The sequence below is a fragment of the Celeribacter sp. PS-C1 genome (assembly GCF_019429625.1).
Taxonomy (GTDB): Bacteria; Pseudomonadota; Alphaproteobacteria; order Rhodobacterales; family Rhodobacteraceae; genus Celeribacter.
Genome location: NZ_JAHXRW010000035.1, coordinates 1 through 1436 on the forward strand (window position 1 = coordinate 1; position 1436 = coordinate 1436).

Sequence of the window (1436 nt, forward strand, 5' to 3'; positions counted from 1 at the left end):
ACAAATCAGCCGCACCGAAGCGCGGCCGATCTCTCTCACTGGCGCGTGTGTCGCCCTTAGATGTGAAGCGCCCGGCCGTAAGCGGCCAGCACGGATTCGTGCATCATTTCCGACATCGTCGGGTGCGGGAAGACCGTGTTCATCAGCTCTTCTTCGGTGGTTTCAAGCGTCCGCCCGATCACATAGCCCTGGATCATTTCCGTCACCTCGGCGCCCACCATATGCGCGCCCAAAAGCTCGCCCGTCTTGGCGTCGAACACGGTTTTCACAAGACCCTCGGCCTCGCCCATCGCGACCGCTTTGCCATTGCCGATAAAGGGGAATTTGCCGACTTTGACGGTGTAACCCGCCTCTTTCGCCTTGTCCTCAGTGAGCCCGACGGAGGCCACTTGCGGGTGGCAATAGGTGCAGCCCGCGATCGAGTTCGGCTTGATCGGATGAGGGTGTTCGCCGGCGATCAGCTCGGCCACCATAACGCCTTCGTGCGACGCTTTGTGGGCCAGCCAAGGCGCGCCCGCGATGTCGCCGATGGCGAACAAACCGTCCACGCCCGTGCGGCAGAATTCGTCCGTGACAACATGCGTGCGGTCGATCTTCACGCCCGCCTCTTCGAGGCCCAGTCCCTCGACATTGCCGACGATGCCGACCGCGGAAATCACTGTGTCGAACTCTTCGGTGGTGACTTTTCCGTCCGCTTCAAAATGCGCGGTGACCTTGCCTTTGGCACGATCAAGTTTCTTGACAGTGGTCTTTTGCAGGATCTTCATCCCCTGCTTTTCGAACTGCTTTTTGGCGAAGGCAGAGATGTCTTTGTCCTCGACCGGCAGCACGCGATCCATCACCTCGACGACCGTCGTGTCGGCGCCGAGGGTGTTGTAAAAGCTCGCGAATTCAATGCCGATGGCGCCCGAACCGATGACCAAAAGCTTCTTCGGCATCCGCGTCGGCACCAAAGCGTGGCGGTAGGTCCAGACCAGATCGCCGTCGGCCTCCAGCCCCGGCAGCTCACGCGCCCGCGCGCCGGTGGCAACGATGATGTTCTTCGCGGTCAGCGTGTCGGTGCCTTTGTCGGTTTTGACCTCGACCTTGCCCTTACCGGCCAGCTTGGCCTCGCCCATGATCGAGGTAACTTTGTTCTTTTTGAACAACCCCTTGATCCCGCCGTTCATCTGCGCCGCAACACCGCGCGAGCGTTTGACGATGGCGTCGAGATCAAAGCCGATGTCGCCCGCCGACAGACCAAACTCCTTGGCGCGGTGCATCTGGTGATAGACCTCCGCCGAGCGCAGCAACGCCTTCGTCGGAATGCAGCCCCAGTTCAGACAAATCCCGCCCAAGTTTTCGCGCTCGACACAGGCAACCTTGAGCCCCAACTGCGCCGCACGAATGGCGGCAACATAACCGCCAGGGCCGGCGCCGATCACGATGAGGTCGAA

At 60.9% G+C, this 1436-nt stretch carries 1 protein-coding gene; it reads right to left on the reverse strand.

The features are described from left to right. Positions 1-56: 56 nt before the first annotated feature. The coding region (gene lpdA, locus J5Y17_RS19060; protein ID WP_219787433.1) for a dihydrolipoyl dehydrogenase at positions 57-1436 on the reverse strand (1380 nt) is incomplete at its 5' end.